General features: G+C 66.9%; 3 protein-coding genes. 2 read left to right on the top strand and 1 reads right to left on the bottom strand.

Going from position 1 to position 3639, the window contains the following annotated elements; all coding sequences use genetic code 11:
• Positions 1-7: 7 nt before the first annotated feature.
• On the bottom strand, positions 8-928 hold the full coding sequence (thyX, locus tag A3764_RS10750; RefSeq protein WP_067919262.1) for an FAD-dependent thymidylate synthase: 921 nt from the start codon (positions 926-928) through the stop codon (positions 8-10).
• Positions 929-1129: 201 nt separating this feature from the next.
• On the opposite strand from thyX, the gene A3764_RS10745 reads away from it, so the two are divergent.
• The gene (locus tag A3764_RS10745; protein ID WP_067919259.1) at positions 1130-2215 is read left to right on the top strand and encodes a hypothetical protein; all 1086 of its coding nucleotides are present in this window, start codon (positions 1130-1132) and stop codon (positions 2213-2215) included.
• Positions 2212-3603: a surface lipoprotein assembly modifier gene (locus tag A3764_RS10740; protein ID WP_067951575.1), complete on the top strand. Its 1392-nt coding sequence runs from the start codon at positions 2212-2214 to the stop codon at positions 3601-3603. Before A3764_RS10745 ends, A3764_RS10740 begins: the two co-directional genes overlap by 4 nt.
• Positions 3604-3639: the final 36 nt, after the last annotated feature.

The raw sequence follows: 3639 nt of genomic DNA, 5'->3' as shown, positions 1-3639 counted from the left end.
CAATCATCTAGCTAATAACCCCCTGAAACTCCCGCCATTCTCCCTTCGACATGCCGGAATTCTCCTGCGTCACCTCCTCGCCCTTCAGCATGCGGCGGATGCAGTCCAGCGCGCGGGCGGAAAGCGTGGCGCCGCCGAGGCGGTAATCTTCGAAGGCGGAATAGGCCGCGGGAACCCAGTCGGCCACGACGGAGCAGATCGCATCGGCATAGACGCGGATCTCGTATTGCGCATGGGCGTCCGCGCGCAGCCGCAGGAAGTGGAAGAGGTTGTGCAGATCCACCTTCCAGTACCATTGGGTATAGATGTTGCTGGGCAGGTTCATCCGCGCCAGCTCCCGCGCGAGCCCGCCCTGCGGGGCGCCGTCGGGGCCTTCGCTGGCGATCATCTGTTCGTAGTGGTCATAGGCGCGGTTGCTGTCGGCCTTGAGGATCTCCAGCACCCGGGCGGCCTCCTCCCCCTCCAGCACGCCACCGCGGCCCTGGTTGTTGACCACGGACTGGGCGTTCACATGCTCCGGCGCGGGGATGTAGAATTCACGGTCGAGGATCGAGTAGCGGGCGGAATATTCGTTCACATTGGCCGTCCGGTGCCGGATCCACTGGCGCGCCACGAAGACCGGCAGCTTCACGTGCAGCTTGATCTCGCACATCTCGAAGGGGGTCGAATGCCAGTGCCGCATGAGATAGCGGATCAGCCCCTCGTCGTTCTGGACGCTCTTGGTGCCCTTGCCATAGCTCACCCGCGCCGCCTGACAGATCGCCGCGTCGTCGCCCATGTAATCGATCACCCGGACGAAACCGTGATCGAGCACCGGGATCGCGGCGTAAAGATGCGCCTCCATCCCCGGCGACACGGCGCGCAGCGTGACCTGCGGTTCCGCGCGCAGGGCGTCGATTTCGGCTTGCTGGTCGGTGCTGAGAGGCATGGCGGCGGTCCTTGCTGGTCGGAAAGGGCTTGGGATTCGGCACGACTATATCTGCGCGGCGAACCTGCAGGAACCGCCATATGCGGTATTGCTTTTTGACCACCCTCGCGGGGAACCTGCGGGCCCGGCGGTGCGCGCCGTTGACAACACGCGCCCCCCCGGCGGAGGGTTGTGCAAAATAATACGACGAGGGCAGGCAACATGACATCGAAGACAGCAGCAGTCTTGCTGTGCGCGCTTCTTGCCGCGTGTGGCGGCACCCCCCCGTTCGGCGGGGATGCGACGGACCCGACAGGCAGCGGCGGCGGGGTCACCACCGACGAGAACGGCAACCCGATCCTGCGCGAAGGCATCCCGCCCGGCACCACCTCCCCCTCGCCCAGCAGCCGCATCTTCCGGCTGGAACCGCGCAGCGAGGAGGAAGGCAAGAGCGGCAACGGCTTCGTCGCCTCCGTCAGCTACGATGGCGATACCGACAGCTTCACGGTGGACGGTCTGGCCTTCGACGGCTCCAACGTCTACCAGCGCGGCGACCTGGTGAAATCCTTCGGGGATTACGCGGTCTACGAGGCCGACGCCCAGTATCCCGACAGCATCAACGGCGCGCCGATCAACCAGTTCCGGCATCGCGCGATCTACGGCGTCAGCCGCAACAGCAACGCCGCGGGCGTGCCCAACACCCAGTTCGCCATCGTGCGCACCGGCGCCTATGTGGACTACGGTTTCGGCGGTTTCATCTACCAGCGGGAAAACTCCGTCACCCTACCGAGCGGCGGACAGGCCCGTTTCGAGGGGCGCGCCGCCGGGATGCGCGATTTCAACGGGCGCGGCGGGCTGGAATATTCCACCGCCGATCTGGCGATCGATATCGATTTCGACGATTTCAACAGCACCGCCACCGGGCGCGGTGACGCGGTGCGCGGCGTGCTCAGCAACCGGCGGGTCTTCGATCTGCAGGGCAACGACATCACCATGGATGTCTATGGCCGCATCAACGCCAAGAACACCGCCTCGCTCACCAGTATTCCCGATGCACGGTTCAAGATCGAACCCGGGGTGCTGGACAACAACGGAGAGATACTGGGCAGCCTGTCGAGCACCTTTGTCGACGATGCCGGCACCGTGCAGCCATACGAAGAGGGCAATTACTACGCCATCGTCTCGGGCAATGGCCCGAACGAGATCGTGGGCGTTCTGGTGCTGGAAAACAGCGCGGAATACGACAATGCCACGGTCCGCGACACCAGCGGCTTCATCGTCTACCGGGACCCCGCGGCAACCCCATGAGACCGGCCCGGGGGCGTCTGCGCCGGACCGTCGTGCTCGCCCTTTGGGTGGGGCTGGCGGTGCCGGGCTGGTCCGATATCACGCTTTCGCCCCAGCAGATGGGCGCCCTTGCGGTGGAGGCGATCCGGCAGGGTGCGCCCGACGAGGCGCGCATGCTGGCCGAAGCGCTGCTGGGGCGGGACCCGCAGGATCAGGGCGCCCATGTGATCCGCGCCCGCGCGATGCGCGATCAGGGTCTTTACGATCAGGCCCGGCAGGCCGCCCGGCAGGCATGGGCGCTCGCCGACACCGATACCGAACGCTACGCCGCCGCGCGGGCGATGGCGCAGGCCCTGTCATCGGACGGCAAGCGCACGCGGGCGCAGTTCTGGTTGCGCCGGGCGGCCCATCACGCCCCCACCGCGCGCCATGCGGACCGCGCGCGGCGCGATTTTCGCCATGTGCAGCGGCAGAACCCGTGGCAGACGCATCTGTCCTTCACGCTGGCGCCCAATTCCAACATCAACAACGGCTCGGCGCGCGAAAGCTCCCGCTTGAACCACGTGCTGAGCGACCTGCTTTTCGGCGCGCCGGTGGAATATGCGCTGACCGGCGCGGCCCGGGCCCTGTCGGGGCTGGAATACGGGGCCGCGTTGCGCAGCCGCTACCGCATGGCCCAGACGGAGCGGCGGGCGCATGATCTGAAATTCTCACTCTCCTACCGCAGTTTCGTACTTTCTGACAGCGCGCGGGCTACTGCCCCCGGGGTCAGCGGCGGTGACTTCGCCTTCGGCTCCGCCAGCATCGGCTACGGGTTTCGCAGCCTCAGCGCCGATCACCGCCGGGAGTTCACGCTGGATGCCGAACTGGGGCAAAGCTGGTACGCGGGCGCGCGCTATGCGTCCTTCCTGCGGCTGGGGGCCGCGCAGAGCATGAAGATCACCCCGCGGCGGCAGCTTTCCTTTGCGGTGGATGCGGAGAAGCAGATGGGGCAAGCGACCGTGGATGTCGATACGCTGGCCGCCGCCCTGCGGCTGAGCGAGCGGTTGGAGAGCGGGCGCACCGTCTTTGGCGGGCTGTCGGCACGGCAGACCATTTCGGACAGCGGGCAGGCCGAATACCGCGAGGTCGAGGCGCGCGGCGGGGTCGACCTTGGCGAGACCATGATGGGGGCGGAGGTGACACTGGGGCTGGGGGTGGCGCTGCGCGATTACGACGTGTCGCCCCACAGCCCCACGGGTCGGCAGGACAGACGGGTCTTCGCCGATGCGACGGCCACCTTCCGGGGCATCGACTACTACGGTTTCAACCCCGCCCTGACGGTGAGCGCATCGCGCACGGACAGCAACATCGGCCTATACGACACGCGCCGGTTCGGCGTGGGGCTGGGCATCCGCTCCGCCTTTTGAGGGGGGGGCGCGGGGGCCGTCAATTTCGCGCGATGC

Origin of the sequence: Sulfitobacter sp. HI0129, from assembly GCF_001635395.1 — a bacterium.
Classification (GTDB): domain Bacteria; phylum Pseudomonadota; class Alphaproteobacteria; order Rhodobacterales; family Rhodobacteraceae; genus Sulfitobacter.
The sequence above is the reverse complement of the archived record's forward strand: the minus strand, read 5'-3'. Positions and strand labels throughout refer to the sequence as shown.